Origin of the sequence: Hyphomicrobium zavarzinii ATCC 27496 (assembly GCF_000383415.1) — a bacterium.
GTDB lineage: Bacteria > Pseudomonadota > Alphaproteobacteria > Rhizobiales > Hyphomicrobiaceae > Hyphomicrobium_C > Hyphomicrobium_C zavarzinii.
In genome coordinates, this window is the sequence record NZ_KB911255.1 from 576289 (window position 1) to 595452 (window position 19164).

Sequence of the window (19164 nt, forward strand, 5' to 3'; positions counted from 1 at the left end):
CTCGCCCCATGAGTTGACCGGCTTCAGGCTCGAACTGCTCGCGAGGACGATCGTCCATCATGGCCCCCGTGCCGAAGGCGAAGAAGCCGAAGCGCCCCTCGCCGCGCTCCTGTCTCGGACCCGTTGCGGATCTCGAGCAGCATCTGCCAGCAGAGTGGTGGCGCAAGCTTTTCAATGCGCTCTACGTGAAAACCGACGGTGACGTCGTCGAGAACAACGAGAACACCCGCCGCGAGGTGGATTTCATCGTCTCGACGGCAGCAATCCAGCCGCACAGCGCGATCCTCGATCTGTGCTGCGGGCAGGGCCGGCATTGCCTCGAGCTTGCGCGGCGCGGGTTCAAGAACGTCTCCGGCGTCGACCGGTCGCGCTATCTCATCCGCCTCGCCAAGAAGCGAGCGCAGACAGAGGGTCTGCAGGTCGTCTTCAAGGAAGGCGATGCGCGCAATCCGCGGCTTCCCGAGAGCAGCTTCGACTGCGTTGCCATCATGGGCAACTCGTTCGGCTATTTCTCGAACAAGCAGGACGACGAGAAGGTTCTCACTACCGTCGGCAAGCTGCTGCGTCCTTCGGGACAGATCGTGCTCGACATCACCGACGGCGCATACATGGCCGATCATTTCGATCGCCGCTCGTGGGAGTGGATCGATGAGCATCACTTCGTCTGCCGCGAGCGCTCGCTGTCGGCGGACCGGGAACGCCTCATCTCGCGCGAGGTGATCGTGCACGACGAGATCGGCGTGATCGCGGATCAGTTCTATGCCGAACGCCTCTATACGAAGGAGAGCATCGGCAAGCTTCTCGAGCGCTGCGGGTTCCGGAACATCCGCTATCACGGCAGCGCGGAATCCGTATCCGATCGCGACCAGGATCTCGGCATGATGGCGCGGCGGCTGCTGCTCTCGGCGGATGCGCCTCAGCTTCCGGCGCGCAAGCCGCGCGGCAAGCTGCAGCAGCTCGACGTCACGGTTCTGCTCGGCGATCCCCGCCTTCCCGATCAGGTGAAGCGCGGCGGCGCGTTCCAGGACGAGGACATGGAGACGGTCCGCCGTCTCAAGGATGCGCTCGCGGAGCTTACGACGTACAAGTTCCGCTATCTCGACAATCATGCGACGCTCGATCGCGATCTCGCGGATCTCAGGACCGATCTCGTCTTCAATCTCTGCGACGAGGGGTTCAACAACGATCCCTTCAAGGAGCTGCACGTTCCGGCGATGCTGGATGCGTTGGGGCTTCCCTATACCGGTGGCGCGCCGGCCGCGCTCGCGGCCTGCTACGACAAGGGCCTCGTGCGGGCCGTTGCCATGACGCTCGATGTGCCGGTTCCGCTCGAAACCTACGTGCGCCCCGGAGACCAGGGGGCCACGCTGCCCTCGGTGTTCCCCGCGCTCTTGAAGCCTAACACGGGCGACAGCTCCCAGGGCATCACGATGGATGCGGTAGTGAGCAACGAGAAGGCCCTGCTCGATTATCTCGAGCGGCTGAGAGCGGAGTTTCCCAAGCGGTCGGTGCTGGTGCAGGAATTTCTGACGGGGGCCGAATACTCCGTCGGCCTGATCGGCAATCCTGACCAGGGGCTCAGGGCGCTGCCGATCCTCGAGGTCGATTACTCGAAGCTCGATCCGAACCTTCCCAAGATCCTCGGCTACGAGAGCAAGTGGGAGCCTGAGAGTCCCTACTGGACGCAGATCCGCTATCAGGAGGCCTCACTCTCGGAGCTTGCCCAGCAGCAGCTCGTCGAGCACTCGACGCGCCTGTTCGAGCGGCTCGGCTGCCGTGACTATGCGCGCTTCGATTTCCGGGCGGACAGCAAGGGCGAGCTCAAGCTGCTGGAGGTGAATCCCAATCCCGGCTGGTGCTGGGACGGGAAGCTCAACATCATGGCCGGCTTCCAGGGAATGCGCTATCCAGAGCTGCTGGCCCAGATTCTTCAAGCGGCCGTCGAAAGATTGAATATTGTGGCCAAGCCACAGACCCAACCCGCAGAGGCCGCGCAGTAATCCTTCATGAGACCGTTCCTCACCCTTCTGATCTTTCTCGCGTTGGTGGCAGCTGCGGCGCTCACCGGCATGACCTACCTTCCGGGCGCCTGGTACGAAGCGCTGGTGAAACCGGACTGGACGCCGCCGAACTGGCTGTTCCCGCCGGTGTGGACGGTGCTCTACATCATGATCGCCGTGGCCGGGTGGCTGGTGTTCGAGAAGGAAGGCTTTCGGCAGGCGCTGATCGTCTGGGTGATCTCGCTCCAGATCAACGCGGCCTGGTCGGTGCTGATGTTCAAGGAGCACCAGATCGCGCTCGCGGCCGCCAATATCGTGGCGCTCCTGGTCTCCATCGTCATCTTCATCTCGCTGACGTGGAAGACGAACCGGCTCGCGAGCCTTTTGTTCGTGCCCTATCTCGTGTGGGTGAGCTACGCGACCGCGCTCAATATCGCCATCTGGCAGCTCAATCCCGGTCAGCCCGCCTAAGACTAGCTACGCCGCGCGGGAAGCTTCCGCCGTTGCAGTCTCGTGCACGGACGTCTTGCCGGGCGTGCCGGCAATGGCCGGCCGCTTGTTCGCGGAGACCCATTGCGCTACGGTCGCGAGGTCGGCTTCCGCCACCCAGCGGCCCTGGCGGCCGCCCGTGTGGGCGTGCTTGGCGAGGATCGCTTCATAGTCCGCGCGCGAGATCTCGCGATATCCCATGGCGTCCTGCATGGGTGTGTAGTCGCGGCCATCGCAGAGCACGTAGCCCCACTTGGCAAGATGGTAGTAGAGCGCCGAGCTTACCATCTTCGAGACGTCGCGCTCGCGGCTGAACAGGGAGTCGGAGAGGAACACGCGGCCGATCGATATGCCGAAGCCGCCGCCGACGAGCTTGCCGTCCGCATTCCAGATCTCGAACGAATGAGCGTAGCCAAGCCGGTGCAGGTCCCGGTAGAGGCGCTGCATCAGCGGCGTAATCCAGGTCAGCGTGTGCCAATTGTAAGCGCGGGGCGCTGCGCACTCGCGCACCACCGTTTCGAAAGCGGTGTCGAAGCTGACGCGATAGGCGTTCTTCTTCATCTCGCGCAGGCAGCGCTTCTCAAGCTTGTGCTCGTTGAAGACCAGCGCCATGCGCTTCTCGCGTGTCCACCATTTGAGGGGACCGCAATGCGCCCAGGCAAAGAAGCCTTTGCGGGCGGCTTCGATCATGGTGAGGGCAGAGATGTCGCGGCAGATGCCTGCGAAGGTGTCGGGCCGTGACGCCGTGCGGGAGGCATCCGGCACCACAGTGCCGCCGCGCGCGATGTCGAGGGCCGAATGCCAGATCAGCGACGGCAGGTCTCCGATGCGTCCGGGACGAGCGGCATAGGCGAGCCCCAGAATCCAGCGGTGGATCCATTTGCTCCAGGTCTCGCGCGGCGTGGTGTCTTCGGCGTTCATGTGTGGTTTTCGTTTCTGCCGGTTCGGTCCGTATACTACTGGGACAATCCCTAAGTAGTTACGTTTCCTCGCAAGAGAGAGGCCGTGTGCGGGCTCGCGTTCGGCGTTCGCTCTTTTTTGGTTAGCAAGAGGTGAATGCGCGTCGGCAGCGGGATGGCAGACGCCTGCTACGTGGCCTTGTCGAACATTTCGACGGCTTCTGCGGGAGAGAACTCGGCGATCCAGCGCCCGGGGAGGCTGGTGCCGGTCGCGTGCTCCCGCATGAGGGCTTCGTACTCGGCGCGCGGGATTTCGCGGTAACCCGTCTTGCTCAGAACGGGCGTCGTGTCGCGAGCGTCCACGAAGGCGAAGCCCCAGTGTTTCAAGTGCGCGTAGAGCACCACGCTGCCGAGCTTGGAGGTATCCGGCTCGCGGCTGAACATGGATTCTCCGACGAAGACGCGTCCGGCCACGGTGCCGAAACCGCCGGCGACGAGCTCACCGTCGGCGTTCCAGACCTCGTAGGAGTGCGTGTGGCCTTTGCGGTGGAGCTCAGCGAAGAATGCCCTGTACCGCGGCGTGAGCCAGGTGAGGGCGTGCCAATTGTAGGCGCGGGGGGCTGCGCACTTGGCCAGCACCTCCTCGAATGCCGTATCGAACGTCACCCGGTATTTGCCTGTCCTCATGAGCCGCTTCAGGCGCCGGGAGATGTGCAGCTCGGGAAAGAACAGGATGGAGCGCTTCTCGCGGGTCCACCACTTGAGGGGACCGCAATGGGCCCAGGGGAAAAAGCCCAGGCGGGCCGCGGCCACATAGGTCTCGGCCGTCAGGCCACGAACGACGCCGCCGAATGTGTCAGGGCGGGACCGCGTCCGATTTTGATCTGGAATCTCCGTGCCGCCGCGTAACAGGTCGAGTGCCGTCCAGGCCAGAAGGTGGGGGACGCTCGCCACGCGGTGCGGCTGCAACGCATAGGCGACTCCGAGTGCCCATCTCTTGGCGGCCTCGAAGGGCGTCTCGCGCAGGGGCAGGCCCGCGGGCTCGGTCATTTCCTTGTCTCTGGCGCCCATTCCCTCGAGGGGGCGGGGCGCGAAGAGGGCTCGGCGAGGGGCGAACATGGCAGGGACTATGCCTCTCAGAAATGAACGAATAACCCCATGGATCGCAAGAGTTGGGCCAGTTAGCCGGTTTCGCGGCTCCCGCAAGGCGCTGTTTGGGGTGCTTCAGGCGGGGGAGGGGCGCGTTTCCGGTGCCGGCGGTGGAGTGCGGCTTTGCTTCACCCGCCGCTGTCTTGACGCTCGGGCGGCGGGGTGGTCTACCCGGACTTTCTCAGGGAGCGACCCAACCTCCATGTCCGCCACCGTCCTCATCATCGACTTCGGCAGCCAAGTCACGCAGCTCATTGCGCGGCGTGTTCGCGAGGCCGGCGTCTATTGCGAGATCCATCCCTTCCAGAATGCCGAAGCGGCGTTCGCCAAGCTCAAACCGCAGGCCGTCATTCTTTCCGGCGGGCCTTCCTCGGTCCCGGAAGAGGGCAGCCCCCGGGCGCCCGACGCCGTGTTCAAGGCCGGGATCCCGGTTTTCGGCATCTGCTACGGCCAGCAGACCATGGCGGAGCAACTCGGCGGCAAGGTGGAAAGCGGGCATCATCGCGAGTTCGGCCGGGCCGTTCTTTCGGTCGATGCAGAGAGCCCCTTGTTCGAGGGAGTGTGGGAGAAGGGCGACCGGCATCAGGTGTGGATGAGCCACGGCGATCGCGTGACCCGGCTGCCCGAGGGGTTTCGCGTCATCGCGACGAGTGAGAACGCTCCGTTCGCGGCGGTCGCCGACGAGGCGCGGCGCTTCTATGCCGTGCAATTCCATCCCGAGGTCGTTCACACGCCGGATGGCGAGAAGCTGATCTCGAACTTCGTGCATCGGATCGCGGGCCTCAAGCCCGACTGGACGATGGCCGCTTACCGGCGCGAGATGATCGAGCGTATCCGCAAGCAGGTGGGCAAGGGGCGCGTGATCTGCGGCCTTTCCGGCGGCGTCGACAGTGCGGTGGCCGCGGTTCTGATCCACGAGGCAATCGGCGATCAGCTCACGTGCGTGTTCGTGGATCATGGCCTCATGCGCCTCGGAGAGGCCGAGCAGGTGGTCGGCCTGTTCCGCGATCACTTCAATATTCCGCTCGTGCATGTGGACGCCTCGAAGCAGTTCCTGGATGCGCTCGCGGGCGTTTCCGATCCCGAAACCAAGCGCAAGACCATCGGCAAGCACTTCATCGAGGTGTTCGAAGCGGAAGCGCGCAAGATCGGCGACGGCTCCTCTTCTGGCGCTTCGCGTGCCGATACAGCGCCCGCGCAGTTCCTCGCGCAAGGCACGCTCTATCCGGATGTGATCGAAAGCGTGTCGTTCAGCGGCGGGCCGTCGGTCACGATCAAGTCGCATCACAATGTGGGCGGCCTGCCCGAGCGCATGAACATGAAGCTCGTGGAGCCGCTGCGCGAGCTGTTCAAGGACGAGGTGCGCGCGCTCGGGCGCGAGCTCGGGCTGCCCGACGCGTTCGTCGGACGTCATCCGTTCCCGGGGCCGGGTCTCGCAATTCGTATTCCCGGTGAGATCACCGTCGAGAAGCTCGACATTCTGCGCAAGGCCGATGCGATCTATCTCGACGAGATCCGCAAGGCGGGCCTGTACGATGCGATCTGGCAGGCCTTCGCCGTGCTGCTGCCGGTGCGGACCGTCGGCGTCATGGGAGACGGGCGCACATACGACCACGTTCTCGCGCTGCGCGCCGTCACCTCGGTGGACGGCATGACGGCCGACTTCTTCCCGTTCGACATGGGCTTCCTGGGGCGCGCCGCCACGCGCATCATCAACGAGGTGCGCGGCATCAACCGCGTGGTCTACGACGTGACGAGCAAGCCGCCGGGCACTATCGAGTGGGAGTGAAGATGGCCAAGACGCAATCGGTCACGATTTACGGTATTCCCAATTGCGACACGATGAAGAAAGCCCGGTCCTGGCTCGAGGCGCAGGGCATCGAGGCCGTCTTTCACGATTACAAGAAGTCCGGCATCGACAAGGCGCGGCTGGAGCGCTGGTGCAAGGAGGCCGGCTGGGAAACCGTGCTCAATCGCGCGGGGACCACGTTCCGGAAGCTGCCGGATGCCGAAAAGCAGGGGCTCGATCAGAAGAAGGCGATTGCCCTGATGCTCGCCCAGCCGTCGCTGATCAAGCGACCGGTGCTTGAGGTCGGGGCCAAGACGCTTATTGTCGGCTTCAAGCCCGACGTCTACGAGGCCGCCTTCGCCCACTGAGCGCGGAGGCCGGGCATCCACCAGACCCGAAAAAACAAAAGACGGGACAGGTGTGCGGGGCCTGTCCCGTCCATTGACGTGCTCATCGCGACACTCGGCTTTGATGAGACGCGGTATGCGGCTCGATTGCCAACGCGGGGACATAGGCATTCGGGTCGCACTTAGGGAAGAACGGACGACAAGGAACTTTATTCTGCGGGAGAGGGTGGGCCGCGCGAATTTTTGCGTGATCCGCTCCGGCGGGTTCGTTGAATGCTGTTTCTATTCAATTAGTTGACATATGAAGACGCGGTTCTTTCTAAACGGCATTCAACAAAAAGGCCCCCCAGCGGGGGGACTGGGGGGCCGATCGTGGGGTGAACACTGCCCAGCGTGGTCGGGGGAACCCGTGGCAGTGTTCTATCTCGCCAGGGCGCGGGGGGTGGCTGCTCTGGCGGATCTGGGAGACCAACAGCGGGGAGGGCGCTTTGGTTCCCACGAGTCGCACCATAAAGATTTGTGAGGTGGCCGCTGTTCCCTGGGGGACAGGGCAAGGGGAAGCGGCGGGCAGGCAGCGACCTCAGCGAACGCCGCTGCCGGTTGCCTGCTGCCCGCTGCTGACTAATCGAGGTCGGCAATCTCGGCGGCGGTGCCGCCCTTCATGCGCTGGGCCAAGGTCGCCTCAATGAACGGGTCAAGATCGCCGTCCAGCACTGCGTCCGGGTTCGAGCTCTGCTCTCCAGTGCGCAGGTCCTTCACGAGCTGGTAGGGCTGCAACACGTAGGAGCGGATCTGGTGGCCCCAGCCGATATCGGTCTTGGCCGCCTGGTCGGCGGAGGCCTGCTCCTCGCGCTTCTTCAGTTCGAGCTCGTAGAGGCGCGCCTTCAGACGCTTGAAGGCGATGTCCTTGTTCTGGTGCTGGGAGCGCTGCTCCTGCGCGAAGATGACGATACCGGTCGGCTTGTGCACGAGGCGCACGGCGGATTCGGTACGGTTCACGTGCTGTCCGCCTGCGCCGCTCGACCGGGCAAAGCTCACGTCCACGTCGGCCGGATTGATCTCGATGTCGATCGAGTCGTCGATCACCGGGTAGACCGTCACGGAGGCGAAGCTCGTGTGGCGGCGTGCGTTGGAATCGAACGGCGAGATGCGCACGAGGCGGTGCACACCGGCCTCCGTCTTCAGCCAGCCGTAGGCGTTCTCGCCCTCGATCTCGAGCGTCGCGGATTTGAGACCGGCTTCTTCGCCCGGGCTCTCGTCGATCAGCTTGACCTTGAAGCCGCGCCGTTCCGCCCACCGTATGTACATGCGGGTCAGCATGGAGGCCCAATCCTGGCTTTCCGTGCCGCCGGCGCCTGCATGGACTTCGACGTAGGTGTCCATGCCGTCGGCCTCGCCCGAGAGCATGGCCTCGACGCTCTTGCGCTGAACCTCCTCGTCGAGACGCTTCAGCGCGCCTTCACCTTCGGTGACGGTGGCCTCGTCCTCCTCGGCCTCGCCGAGCTCGATCAGCGTGAGATTGTCCTCGAACTCGCGCTCGATACGGCGGAAGTCCGTGAGGGAGCGTTCGAGCTGCTGACGCTGGCGCATGACCTTCTGGGCCTGCGCAGGGTCATTCCAGAGCGCGGGATCTTCCGCGCGCCGGTTGAGATCGGCTAGACGAGCCTCTGCCTGTTCCGGGTCAAAGAGACCTCCTCAAGAGGACGAGCGCCTCTTCGATAGAAGTCACGACTTTTTGCGCTTCAGCGCGCATAGCTGCCTCCCAACAGACAGTGATATAGGGGGTTATGGCGAGAGATATAGTGGCGGCGCGGGTGGATGTAAACGCGTCGTCGGGCTGCACGTAATCCTACGGTGGATCAACTAAAGCGCACCGTAAGCGGGAGAAATTCTCACCACATGCCCCCGCGTCCGCCGCCGTAACCTGGTTGGGCCGAAGGAGTTGCCTGCCAGGCGCCGCCGTCCTGGGGCTGTCCGCTCGCCGAGCTCTGTGCGTAAGGATCGGAGAAGCCGATGACGGAGTAGGCGTCGTCCGGCTCCTCGTTGGGCTTGAAGGCTTCCATGATGGCGGTCGTGTCATCCGGAGAGGCGCGCAGGCCGGTCTTCAGGTTGACGCGCACGAGCTTGATGCCGGGCGGGATACGGAAGGGCACGGCGGGCTGATCCGCCAGCGCGGCCTTCATGAAGTTGCCGAAGATCGGCGCGGTCACGTGGCCGCCGGTGTTGCCCTTGCCCATCGGACGCGGCGTGTCGAAGCCGACGAAGACGCCAACCACGAGATCCGGCGTGTAGCCGACGAACCAGGCGTCCTTCTCCTCGTTGGTCGTGCCGGTCTTGCCCGCGAGGGGGCGGTTCAAGGCCTTGAGCGAGGTGGCGGTGCCGCGCTGGATGACGCCTTCCATGATCGAGGTCATCTGATAGGCGGTGTGCGGGTCGACGATCTGCTTGCGGTCGTCCGGGATGTCCGGCTCGGGCTGGTTGGCCCAATGATCGGCGGCGCAGTCGATGCACTGACGTGCGTCGTGGCGCCAGACGGACTTACCCCAGCGATCCTGGATGCGGTCGATCAGCGTGGGGCGCACGGTCTTGCCGCCGTTGGCGATCATGCAATAGGCGGTCGCCATGCGCAGCAGCGTCGTCTCGCCTGCGCCGAGCGACATGGAGAGCACCGGAAGCAGGTCGTCGTAGATGCCGAAGCGCTTGGCATATTCGGTGATGATCGGCATGCCCATGTCCTGGGCGAGGCGGACCGTCATCTGGTTGCGCGATTTCTCGATGCCGACGCGCAGCGTGGTCGGGCCGCCCGACTGCTCCTTCTCGTAGTTGTTCGGACGCCAGATGTCCTGGCCAGGGCCCTGTTCGATCTCGATCGGCGCGTCGAGCACGATGGAGGTGGGCTTGTAACCATTGTCGATGGCGGCTGCGTAGACGAACGGCTTGAAGGACGAACCTGGCTGGCGCTTCGCCTGCAGGGCGCGGTCGAACTGGCTCATGGCGAAGGAGAAGCCGCCGACGACGGCGAGCACGCGGCCGGTGTGCGGATCCATGGCAATAAGGCCGCCGCTGATCTCGGGGATCTGCATGAGCGACCAGACGCCCGCGAGGTTCTTCTCGTCCTTGGGCGATACGTAGATCACGTCGCCGGGCGAGAGGATGTCGGAGATCTGCTTCGCTTCCGTGCGCTTGCCCGGAACCTTCGCCCACTTGATCTCGTCGAGCGTGATCTCGACGGCGTGGCGCTCGTCTGTGAGAGAGCCGTCCTGCTTGCGCGCCGGCTTGAGGCCGACGACGGCTTTCGTCTTCTCCATGGAGAGGACGACGCCGAGCCGCCAGGGGGCGATGTCGGAGGGGCTGTCGGTGGCGCCGAGGGGCACGCCCCAGTCGCCCGCAATGTCGATTTTGCTCACCGGACCGCGCCAGCCCTGCTTGCGGTCGTAGGCGACGAGGCCGTCGATCAGGGCCTTGCGGCCGATCTGCTGGAGACGCGGATCGAGGGTGGTGCGGACGGAGAGGCCGCCGGCGTAGAGCTTTGCCTCGCCATAGGCTGACATCAGCGAGCGGCGCACTTCCTCGGCGAAGTATTCAGCGGCAAAGATGTGCGCGCCGCCCGGGCGGATGTTCACGGTGAGCGGCTTGGCCTTGGCTTCGGTCGCTTCCTCTTCGGTGATGTAACCGTTCTCGGCCATCTGGCCGATGATCCAGTTGCGGCGCTCGGTGGCTTTCACCTTCTGGCGGAACGGATGGTAGTTGTTGGGGGCCTTCGGGAGCGCCGCGAGGTAGGCGACCTCCTCGATGGTGAGGTCCTTCAGCTCCTTGTTGAAGTAGGCGAGGCCTGCCGCTGCCACGCCATAGGCGCCGATGCCCAGATAGATCTCGTTCAGGTACAGCTCGAGGATCTTGTCCTTCGAGTAGGCGCGCTCGATGCGGATTGCGAGAATGGCTTCCTTGATCTTGCGATCGATGGTGCGGTCGCTGGTGAGAAGGAAGTTCTTGGCGACCTGCTGGGTGATCGTGGACGCGCCTTCCGTCCGGCGGTCGCCGCCGCGGGCCTTGGTTTCGATGAACTTGAAGACGGCGCGCGCAATGCCCTGCACGTCGAGGCCGCCGTGCTCATAGAAACGGCGATCCTCCGCCGAGAGGAAAGCTGCGATCACGCGCTTCGGAATGGTGTTGATCGGCACGAAAATGCGCCGCTCGCGCGCGTACTCCGCGATCAGCGAGCCGTCATGGGCGTGGATGCGCGTCATGACCGGAGGCTCGTACTTGGCGAGGCTTTCGTAGTCCGGGAGATCCTTAGAGACCTGCCACAGCACGTAGCCCGCACCTGCCGAGCCGACCAGGAAGAGCACGACGAACGCCGCGAAGCTCCAGCCGAGGAAGCTCAAGAGAAAGCTCTTGCGCCGCCTGGTCCGTCTGCGGGGCTCTTGCTGAGGTGGAAGGGTAGGGGCTCGCATTCAGCCTGGGTCCGCTCGACCAATAAGGTGTTCTGGGAACTCGCAAGTGCGTGCCCGATCCCAACATGGCAGATCGGAATACGCCCGAGACATTTGTGTTTGCCGCATTTCCTTCGACAAGCCTGTCACAACTGAGCCGGAAATGCCGTGGTTGCCCTTGCTATTGCACTGCAGCAACCCTTGGATCAAGCCGAAACATTAACATGGATTGTGGCATCACGTCGTCCATAAACCCTGCCCATCCTAAACCGATCTTTGCTGATGCCACTCCAAGCGGTTAGGCATTGAAAAAGTGCCGAAGTTTAGGCGCGAAGCAGTTGGCGAAGGTTTAATCCGCAGATATGCGCGCCGCGCTGCACGACACTTGGCCGCGGCGGGGCATGTTCAGGGGGCGGGCGAGCCCGCCGTGCGTTTCGTGAAATAGCTGTCCACGGCGGCGGTAATGGAGGACGCGACCTTCTTGTGCCACTCGGGCGAGTTCAGGAGCTTCTCGTCCTCGAGATTGCTGAGGTAGCCGAGCTCGATCAGCACCGATGGGGCATGGGTCTGCTTCAGCACCTTGAAGGCGGCGGCGCGCTGGGGATCCCGGGACAGCGTGGTCGCGCGCTTCATCTTGTGGACGAGGGTGTTCGAGAAGTCGGTCGAGAAATTTGCCGTCTCGCGTTTCATGAGGTCGATGAGGATGCTTTTCACCTCGTCGTCGCCGCGGCTGTCGGCGGAGCTCAGGCCGGCGACGAGATCCGATGCGTTTTCCTTTTCGGCCATGCGGCGAGCCTGCTCGTCCGAGGCTCGCTCCGAGAGCGTGTAGATGGTCGCACCACGGATGGTCTGGGCGATGTTCTGCTCGGGCAGGGAATCGGCGTGCAGCGAGATGAAGAGATCGACGCCCTGCGTGAGAGACATATTAAGACGCTGATCAAGAGAGATAAAAACGTCGGATGCCCGGGTCATGCGGACATCGTAGCGGCCCGTCGTTGCGAGCTGGCGCCCCAGTTCCTTGCCAACCGCCAGTACGACATTCTTCTCGAGCACGTTGCTGGCGCCGGTCGCGCCGCCGTCGATGCCGCCATGGCCGGGGTCGATCATGATGATGGCCTTGCCGGAGCGCTTGGGCTTGGCGAGGGCTTTGCTCTCGTCTGCCGGGGGAGTGGGGGAGGGCTCGGCCTTGCCAGCCCCCGTGCCCATGCCGAAGCTTTCGGGCGCCGTGGTCACCATATCGAAGGTGAAGACGATGCCGTTTCCTTTCGGCGCTGCGGTCATGGCCGCGCGCTCGATGCGGACCGGCCCCGTGGTGTCAAGCACGACGCGCGCCTTGCGTTCGGCGAACAGTCCGTAACGGAAGGCGCGCACCAGTCCGCTGCCCCCCTGGCCCGTGCCGTCCGGCAGGCGGAACGTCACGTCAGGCAGATCGACGATGACGCGATAGGGATTGGCGAGGGTGAAAATCTCGGCGGTGACGCCCGCGGTCAAATCGAGCTGGAAGGTGGTCCGGTTGGTGTCTCCGGTGAGCTCGGCGCGGGTTGCTGTGGCCACCGTATCGGCCGTGGCGGGGGAACCGCTCCAGATATGCATCAGCACCGCGAAGGCTGCCAAAGCCGTCCGCAGGCCAACAGTTCCGGTCCTGGTTCCCATCCCCGGCTGCACGCGTTCCCCATCGCGTTCGTGAGCAAATTATCACGTAGGCTCTACAAGTTAGGTCATATTCGCCGCTTTTGCGCAAGGGCATGGCCGATTGTGGGCGCCTGCGGCTCGGTTTCCTTGATATCGTACTTGCCAGCCTGCCAGCGAACCCGTACAAAATTAACCCGCATCGTGTTGAGTACGTCCTCTTCACGCGAGAGTTTAGCTGGTTGCAGGATGCTCGGTCTGGTTTAGGGCCAGCTTTTTTCCCAACCGGTGATCGCCAAGTCCCAGAAGCGGACGATGCGCACGGCTCGATGACAGCTCGGCGCGCGCTTTGTGATCGGCAGCGTTTGCCTTGGCCTCCGAGGAGGTTTGGCGGATTGATGCGCCGAAGCGCGTCGCACCCGATGTCTCGAACCAAGGGCGCGGTCTTGGCTACGATGCAGCTTGCCTGATTGGCGCCGTTGAAAGGGGTGCCGCAGGCGGGCGGGACTGTGCTCTTGCCGAACCGCGCGGGCCTTTTTCACCCGACGACGGCTGACGCTGTCCTCTCGTGCAAACTCCGGATCATCTCCGGTGCTGTTGCAGCTCACGTGCCGCGCACGCACCAGGGACGGTTCCCCGCTTTCCGCTCCAGCGCAGTTTCTGCGTTCGGGCATGCCCCAGGCCTCCATCAGGAAACCTGTCACTCGAAGCTCATGCAGATCGACCGCACATTCCGTTTCTCAGCTTCCGGCCCGATCGCGGCCCGAGGCGTCGCGCATCCGGCCCGCCCGGCTGTGCGCGGGATGCGCGCCCGTAAGTTCACCCCCAACACTTTCATTTCAAACACCACAACCAAGGCGCGCGCCACGACCCGGCCGCTTGTCGCCTCCGGCCGTCTGGCCGGTTCCGGTGGTTCGGCCCACCGGCGCGCAAAGGACAAAAACACATGGCACCCAACAAGATGCTTATCGATGCCACCCACCCCGAGGAGACTCGGGTGGTGGTTCTGCGCAACGGACGTGTAGAGGAGTTCGACTACGAGAGCGCTGCCCGCAAACTGCTTCGCGGGAATATCTATCTGGCAAAGGTTACGCGGGTGGAGCCTTCGCTCCAGGCGGCCTTCGTCGACTACGGCGGAAACCGCCACGGCTTTCTCGCATTCAACGAAATCCATCCCGACTACTACCAAATCCCGATGGCCGACCGGCAGGCGCTCCTCGACGAGGAAGCGGCCGCGGAAGCCGAGGAGGAGGCTGCCGCTGACGCACGGGCCGAACGGCTGGCGCGCAGACGGCAGCACCAAGGCGGCGCTCGCGGCCAGGAGGCCGGATCTGAGGACGGCGCCCGGTCAGACGACGACCACTCCGACGAGGAGAACGGTTCGGAGGATCTGGACGACGCCAGCACAGAGGACGACGGCGCCGACGACGATCATGGTCCCGAGGTCATCGCCGAGGCCAGCGTTCGCGACGACGTGCTCGTAGAGGACGTCGCGGAGCCCGAGAGCGCCGGCGGTTTCGAAGGCGGTGATCTCGACTCTTCCCCGGATGACGAGCCGGAGACGCCGGCGGCGGATGCCGTCGCCGTCGAAGCGGCTGAGGAGGCCTCTCAAGCCGAGGCCGCTCCGGAAGCCCCGGCAGGGGATGCCGGCGAAGGCGGCGTCGTGCAGGTCGTCGCCAGCGGGGCTAGCGAGCCCGAGGCGCTCGAAAGTGCTGGCGCCGAGGATGCGCTCGAGGAGCTTCCCTCGCGTCCGCGCCGCCGTCCGCGCAGCTACAAGATCCAAGAGGTCATCAAGCGCCGCCAGGTCATCCTGGTGCAGGTCGTCAAGGAAGAGCGCGGCAACAAGGGGGCGGCGCTTACCACCTATCTTTCGCTCGCAGGCCGTTACACCGTGCTGATGCCGAACACGGCGCGCGGTGGCGGTATCTCGCGCAAGATCACCAATCCGCAGGACCGCAAGCGGCTCAAGGCCATCGCGCAGGAGCTCGAAGTGCCGGAGGGCATGGGGCTCATCATCCGCACGGCAGGTGCCTCGCGAACCAAACAGGAGATCAAGCGCGATTTCGAATACCTGCTGCGCCTGTGGGAGAGCGTCCGTGACCTCACGCTCGAGAGCACGGCGCCGAGCCTCGTCTATGAGGAAGGCAACCTGATCAAGCGTTCGATCCGCGACCTTTACAACAAGGACGTGGAGGAGATCATCGTCGCGGGCGAGCACGCGCACAAGGATGCCAAGGACTTCATGCGCATGCTCATGCCGAGCCATGCCAAGAACGTCCTTGCGCACCAGGATCCCGAGCCGCTGTTCACGAAGTACGGCATCGAGCGCCAGCTCAATGCCATGTTCAATCCCTACGTGACGCTGAAGTCGGGCGGCTACCTCGTCATCAACCAGACGGAAGCGCTGGTGGCGATCGACGTGAACTCGGGCAAATCCACGCGCGAGTTCTCCATCGAGGAGACGGCGCTCAACACCAATCTCGAGGCGGCCGACGAGATCGCGCGTCAGCTCAAGCTCCGCGACCTCGCGGGCCTGATCGTGATCGACTTCATCGACATGGAGGAGAAGCGCAACAACCGCGCCGTCGAGCGGCGGCTGAAGGATGCGCTTCGTTTCGACCGTGCGCGCATTCAGCTCGGCCGGATCAGCCATTTCGGCCTTATGGAGATGAGCCGCCAGCGTCTGCGCTCGGGCGTGCTCGAAGGCTCCACCTCGCAGTGCCCGCACTGCCAGGGTACCGGCATTATCCGCTCCACCGAGAGCGTTGCGCTCGCCGTTCTGCGTGCGCTCGAGGATGCGATGCTGGCGGGTGCGCGGACGTCGCTGGTCGCTACCACGACGTCGAGCGTCGCGCTCTACATCCTCAACAACAAGCGCCACTTCATCAATGAGATGGAAGCCCGTCAGGGCATCTTCGTGACCGTGCAGGCGAGCGACAAGCTGCAGGGCGCGAACTTCCTGATCGAGAAGGGGCATGCCGCGCCCGTCGCAACGCGCCGTCCGGACCGTGCCGCGGTCAACATGGATTGGGGCTTCGCGGGCGAGGAAGGCCGTGAGGGTGACGCCGACGAGGAGGGTGCGGACGAAGAATTGGCCGCTTCCGGCAGCGAGCCGCGCGGCGAAAGCCGTGGCCGCGACGATGGCCGTGGCCAGCAGGAAGGCCGCGAGGGTGGCCGCCGCCGGCGCCGCCGGCGTGGCCGTCGCGGTGGCAGCGGTGATCGCGAGCGTGGCGGCGAGGGCCGGATCGAGGGGCGTCGTGGCGACGAGCCGCAGCCTTACGAGGACGATCTGCAGGACGGAGGCCCCGACGGCGATGAGCCCATCGAGGTCGGCGGCGAAGGCGGCCCGATCGAGATCGAGGATGCTTACGGGGACGACGAAGGCGCTCCTCGCGAGGAGCGCGCCTCGGGCCAGCGGAATGGAGAACGCTCTGAAGAGGGCGGCGGCCGGCGCAGGCGTCGTGGCCGGCGCGGTGGCCGTCGCGGCCGCGATCGCGCGCGGAACGGCGAGGGTGCCGGCTCAGTGAACGAGGCTGGCGAGCAGACTTTCTCGGGCGATGAAGATGCCGATACCGGGCTGGACGATGCTCAGGTCGACGACGCAGCGCCCATCGAAGTGATTGCGGAAGAAACTCAGGTGGCGGCTCCGGCGGCCCGTGAGCCGCGCCGCCGCGAGCGCGCACCGCGGGCTCAGCCCGACGCGCCGGTCGTGGAGGCGGTTGCCGTCGAGACTGAGGACGCGCCGCGCGCTAAGGCTGCTCCCGAGCAGCCTGCCGCCCCATCTCAAAGCGAGGTGCCGGCGCAGGAGGATACGGTCCTAGCGCGCGTTCGGGCCCGACAGGCAACCTCGGCCGAGCCGAAGCTCGAGCGGGTCGTGGTGTCGCCGGATCAGACCGGCAGTGCGGACGCAGGGGGCGGCGAGGAGCCGACCGTTCGGCGCGGCTGGTGGCAGCGCCGTCTGGGCGGCTGACTGCGCGGTCTCTTTTCCTGACTACATCATGGACGGGCCGGGCATAGTTGCCCGGCCCGTTTCACTGTCGTCCCCAACCGATTGGGGTCGCGACAAATTTGCTCGTCCGTTTCGGGGCGGCCGGAGAATCCCGAACGAATTCAAAGAGCGCTGTCCGACGCCTTTCGAGGCGCCCCTCGCGCGTGGCCGCAAGCCACATTTTGACCATATCCGGCTGGTGACTGCCGCCCCGTCGTGCGGAGTAATGGTAAGGCCGAGTTTCGATATTCCGGCCGTGATGGGGGCGTCACTCCATTGCTCCCATGACGTGAGCTGGGAACATTTCTTGATTTCGTTTCCAGATATCACGGTTGTGACTTGAAGTATTCCGGGACTGATATCTCTTTCTTCTTACCGTTGTTGTGCGGTCTCCGGAATTCCTCAGTAGATTTAAAGGGAGTTCTCCATGAGCAAGCGTATTCTTGCTGCCGTAGTGGGTATGGGTGTCGCTGCGTGTCTCGCAGCGCCGGCCGAAGCGCGGATCGACAACGGTCCCGTCAGCTCGCTCTACGAAGCGGATCGCCGCGCTGCGCCGAAGAAGGCGTACACCTCGAACAACAAGGCTCGCGCCACTGCGCGGCGCACCACCGGCAAGTCCGCCAAGTATCGTGGCCAGGGCAAGGTCGGCCGTGCCGCCCGCCTGCAGGGCCGTGCCATGACGGCCAGCCATACGGGCGGCGGTGGCGGCGGCGCCTCGCGCGGCTGCCTCCAGGCTTCGGCCCGCGCTCTTCTCGATCGCATCGAGGCACAGTTCGGCCCCGTGCAGGTGATCTCGACCTGCCGTCCGGGCGCGCGCATCGCGGGCAGCGGCAAGCCGTCGAAGCATGGTTTCGGCCTGGCCGTCGACTTCAACGCGGGCGGACGCAAGGCCGCAATCGTGAACTGGCTGCGCGCCAACCACATGGCGGGCGGCACCATGACCTACCGGAACATGAACCACATCCACGTGGATATCGGTCCGCGCTTCGTGTCGCTCGGTGCGGGCGGCAGAGGCTGATCGATCCGGCTTCGGAAAAGGGGGCGCCGGTCGCCCCCTTTTTTGTCGCGTCACCGCGCAGTCCGAAGACGGGGCCAATCGGCGATGCGGCGCGCGCCCTCCGCGATGTCGGCTTCCGTGCCGGCATAGGAAAAGCGCAGGAACTGGTTGCCGCGCGCCTCGTCGAAATCGAGGCCGGGGGTGACGGCCACGCCGATCTCGTTCAGCATGTCTGTGGCGAAGCTCCGGGCGTCGTGCGTGAAACGCGAGACGTCCGCATAGAGATAGAAGGCGCCGTCCGCGGGGGCGAGCGCCGTGAAGCCCGCCTTTGGCAAGGCGTCCAGGAGCAACGTCCGGTTCTTTGCGTAGGTCTCGCGGTTTCGTTCGAGCTCGTCGTGCGCCTCAAACGCGCCGAGGGCTGCGATCTGAGAGACGGCCGGAGCCGATATGAAGAAGTTCTGCTGAAGCCGCTCGATGGTGCGCACCAGCGAGGGCGGGACGACAAGCCAGCCGACGCGCCAGCCGGTCATGGCGTGATATTTCGAGAAGCTATTAATGACGACGGCGTTGCCGGAAACCGAGAGGGCCGTTGTTGCCGCCTTCTCGTAGGTCAGCCCGTGGTAGATCTCATCCGACACGAACCAGAGGCCGCGGTCGTCGCAGTATCCGGCCAGCTCCCGTAGGCGCTCGGGCTCGATCATGGTGCCCGTGGGATTGGCGGGGCTCGCGATCAGAAGCCCATCGAGGCCGACGTCGCGGTCGAGGGCTGCGAGCTGGTCGAGTGTCGGCATCCAACGCGTCTCGGGGCTGGTTTCGATGAGTGGCGAGGCGCAGCCGAGAGCCGAGAGGATGTGGCGGTAGCAGGGATAGCCCGGCGAGGGGAGCGCGACACGCGCACCCGCATCGAATAGGGCAAGGAACGCCAGGAGAAAGGCGGCCGACGAGCCGGTGCAGACGATGACGCGGCTCTGGTCGACGTCGACGTTGTAACGTTCGCCGTAGGAGCGTGCGATGCGCCGCCTCAGGTCGCCGATGCCGAGGGCCGCGGTATATCCGAGCGTTTCGGAATGGAGAGCGGACTTGACGCGCGCCAAGGCCGCCTCGGGTGCGGGTGTTCCCGGCTGGCCCACTTCCATGTGGATGATGGAGCGTCCCTGTGCTTCGAGCACGGCGGCCGCGTGCATGACGTCCATGACAATGAAGCTTGCGATGTCGCTCCGGCGGGCGGGTGCACGGGTGCGCGCATCTTTGCGGCCGGGGGCCTGGTTGCTCGTCATCGAACGCCTTCCTTTGGCCGCAATGGCGCAGGTCCATGTCATGGAAACGCGCCGTTCGCGTCGTTAATCGGGAGGGCTTATAGGCGCCAACCTGCGGTCTGGCCAGTATCGCGGCCGCTGGTCTTGCGCTCCTCGGCTCGGTATGCCCATTTAGGGCGAGGTGGGCG

The 19164-nt window shown here is 64.7% G+C and carries 12 protein-coding genes; 6 read left to right on the forward strand and 6 right to left on the reverse strand.

The features are described 5' to 3' along the window. Positions 1–59 precede the first annotated feature (59 nt). Complete coding sequence (locus F812_RS0102680) at positions 60–2000, forward strand: methyltransferase domain-containing protein (RefSeq protein ID WP_020084412.1); 1941 nt, start codon at positions 60–62, stop codon at positions 1998–2000. A gap of 6 nt (positions 2001–2006) precedes the next feature. After that, positions 2007–2471 (forward strand): TspO/MBR family protein, encoded by a 465-nt coding sequence (locus tag F812_RS0102685; protein ID WP_020084413.1) that lies wholly within the window; start codon positions 2007–2009, stop codon positions 2469–2471. A 6-nt stretch (positions 2472–2477) separates the two neighbouring features. Here F812_RS0102685 and F812_RS25195 read toward each other — a convergent pair whose 3' ends face one another. Both F812_RS25195 and F812_RS22305 read right to left on the reverse strand, forming a co-directional pair. Next, positions 2478–3410 carry a leucyl/phenylalanyl-tRNA--protein transferase gene (locus F812_RS25195; protein WP_020084414.1) on the reverse strand — a complete coding sequence of 311 codons (933 nt, stop codon included), beginning with the start codon at positions 3408–3410 and terminating at the stop codon, positions 2478–2480. 167 nt (positions 3411–3577) lie between these two features. Then, on the reverse strand, positions 3578–4438 hold the full coding sequence (locus F812_RS22305; protein ID WP_198011119.1) for a leucyl/phenylalanyl-tRNA--protein transferase: 861 nt from the start codon (positions 4436–4438) through the stop codon (positions 3578–3580). 301 nt (positions 4439–4739) lie between these two features. Here F812_RS22305 and guaA point away from each other — a divergent pair, with 301 nt between their 5' ends. After that, positions 4740–6326 carry a glutamine-hydrolyzing GMP synthase gene (gene guaA / locus F812_RS0102700; protein WP_020084416.1) on the forward strand — a complete coding sequence of 529 codons (1587 nt, stop codon included), beginning with the start codon at positions 4740–4742 and terminating at the stop codon, positions 6324–6326. 2 nt (positions 6327–6328) lie between these two features. Beyond that, positions 6329–6694, forward strand: a complete 366-nt coding sequence (locus F812_RS0102705; protein ID WP_040497750.1) for an ArsC family reductase — start codon at positions 6329–6331, stop codon at positions 6692–6694. Between the two features lie 600 nt (positions 6695–7294). Here F812_RS0102705 and prfB read toward each other — a convergent pair. From prfB to F812_RS0102720, 3 genes are all read right to left on the reverse strand, one after another. Then, positions 7295–8426, reverse strand: a protein-coding gene (gene prfB / locus F812_RS0102710) for a peptide chain release factor 2 (protein WP_156827190.1) whose coding sequence is annotated in 2 segments (ribosomal slippage) — positions 7295–8356 and positions 8358–8426 — 1131 coding nt in all. Because the reading frame shifts where the segments join, the coding sequence is not laid out codon by codon here. Positions 8427–8565: 139 nt separating this feature from the next. Continuing rightward, on the reverse strand, positions 8566–11127 hold the full coding sequence (locus F812_RS0102715; RefSeq protein WP_051113743.1) for a penicillin-binding protein 1A: 2562 nt from the start codon (positions 11125–11127) through the stop codon (positions 8566–8568). A 384-nt stretch (positions 11128–11511) separates the two neighbouring features. Continuing rightward, complete coding sequence (locus F812_RS0102720) at positions 11512–12759, reverse strand: N-acetylmuramoyl-L-alanine amidase (protein WP_156827191.1); 1248 nt, start codon at positions 12757–12759, stop codon at positions 11512–11514. Between the two features lie 922 nt (positions 12760–13681). Here F812_RS0102720 and F812_RS0102725 point away from each other — a divergent pair. After that, a complete protein-coding gene (locus F812_RS0102725) occupies positions 13682–16705 on the forward strand; it encodes an Rne/Rng family ribonuclease (RefSeq protein ID WP_020084421.1) in 3024 nt (1007 codons plus the stop codon). A 445-nt stretch (positions 16706–17150) separates the two neighbouring features. Next, positions 17151–17741, forward strand: coding sequence for a D-Ala-D-Ala carboxypeptidase family metallohydrolase (locus tag F812_RS26915; protein ID WP_245257608.1), 591 nt, complete (start codon positions 17151–17153; stop codon positions 17739–17741). A 50-nt stretch (positions 17742–17791) separates the two neighbouring features. Here F812_RS26915 and F812_RS0102735 read toward each other — a convergent pair whose 3' ends face one another. After that, the gene (locus tag F812_RS0102735; RefSeq protein WP_020084423.1) at positions 17792–18997 is read right to left on the reverse strand and encodes a pyridoxal phosphate-dependent aminotransferase; all 1206 of its coding nucleotides are present in this window, start codon (positions 18995–18997) and stop codon (positions 17792–17794) included. Positions 18998–19164: the final 167 nt, after the last annotated feature.

What these genes read in the sequence shown, in the direction of transcription:
- F812_RS26915 (WP_245257608.1), top strand. Translation starts at nt 17,151, where the DNA reads ATGAGCAAGCGTATTCTTGCTGCCGTAGTGGGTATGGGTGTCGCTGCG.
- F812_RS0102715 (WP_051113743.1), bottom strand. Translation starts at nt 11,127, where the DNA reads ATGCGAGCCCCTACCCTTCCACCTCAGCAAGAGCCCCGCAGACGGACC.
- F812_RS0102685 (WP_020084413.1), top strand. Translation starts at nt 2,007, where the DNA reads ATGAGACCGTTCCTCACCCTTCTGATCTTTCTCGCGTTGGTGGCAGCT.
- F812_RS0102735 (WP_020084423.1), bottom strand. Translation starts at nt 18,997, where the DNA reads ATGACGAGCAACCAGGCCCCCGGCCGCAAAGATGCGCGCACCCGTGCA.
- F812_RS0102725 (WP_020084421.1), top strand. Translation starts at nt 13,682, where the DNA reads ATGGCACCCAACAAGATGCTTATCGATGCCACCCACCCCGAGGAGACT.
- F812_RS22305 (WP_198011119.1), bottom strand. Translation starts at nt 4,438, where the DNA reads ATGACCGAGCCCGCGGGCCTGCCCCTGCGCGAGACGCCCTTCGAGGCC.
- F812_RS0102680 (WP_020084412.1), top strand. Translation starts at nt 60, where the DNA reads ATGGCCCCCGTGCCGAAGGCGAAGAAGCCGAAGCGCCCCTCGCCGCGC.
- F812_RS25195 (WP_020084414.1), bottom strand. Translation starts at nt 3,410, where the DNA reads ATGAACGCCGAAGACACCACGCCGCGCGAGACCTGGAGCAAATGGATC.
- guaA (WP_020084416.1), top strand. Translation starts at nt 4,740, where the DNA reads ATGTCCGCCACCGTCCTCATCATCGACTTCGGCAGCCAAGTCACGCAG.
- F812_RS0102705 (WP_040497750.1), top strand. Translation starts at nt 6,329, where the DNA reads ATGGCCAAGACGCAATCGGTCACGATTTACGGTATTCCCAATTGCGAC.
- F812_RS0102720 (WP_156827191.1), bottom strand. Translation starts at nt 12,759, where the DNA reads ATGGGAACCAGGACCGGAACTGTTGGCCTGCGGACGGCTTTGGCAGCC.